We start from the raw sequence: 478 nt of genomic DNA, 5'->3' as shown, positions 1-478 counted from the left end.
CGGCGACGCCACAGTGCGATTCGAACTGATCGACCCCCAACCCGGAGTGCTCGACCTGCCCGACGCGGTGCTCAAGTACTTCATCACTCCCGCCCTGGCCGAACGGATCCGGCTACGCGACGGAACCTGCCGCCACCCCGGGTGCACGGTCGACGCCCACGACTGCGAGATCGACCACGTCATCGCCTTCGACCACCAGCGTCCCGAACTCGGCGGACCCACCGCCGAATGGAACCTGATCTGCTTGTGCCGCACGCATCACCGCGAGAAGACCTTCGGCCACTGCGCCTACCGGTCCGGACCCCTGGGCGAACTGACCATCATCACCGAAACCGGACACGAACACCGCGCCACCCCACACGGCCCCCTGGCCCAGGCCCGCGACCGGATCCTCGACCACCGATGGCGCCACCACCTCGACCGCCTCATCACCGACGACGGACACCTCACCAACCCACCCGGCGCCCACCGCCCCCAC

General features: G+C 68.8%; 1 pseudogene. It reads left to right on the top strand.

The window, feature by feature from the left end:
* Positions 1–13: 13 nt before the first annotated feature.
* Positions 14–478: pseudogene (locus IY392_RS18640) on the top strand (HNH endonuclease signature motif containing protein); the annotation flags it as partial.

The sequence above is a fragment of the Dietzia sp. SYD-A1 genome (assembly GCF_015356725.1).
Lineage (GTDB): Bacteria > Actinomycetota > Actinomycetes > Mycobacteriales > Mycobacteriaceae > Dietzia.
This window is presented reverse-complemented; position numbering and strand designations above follow the sequence as displayed.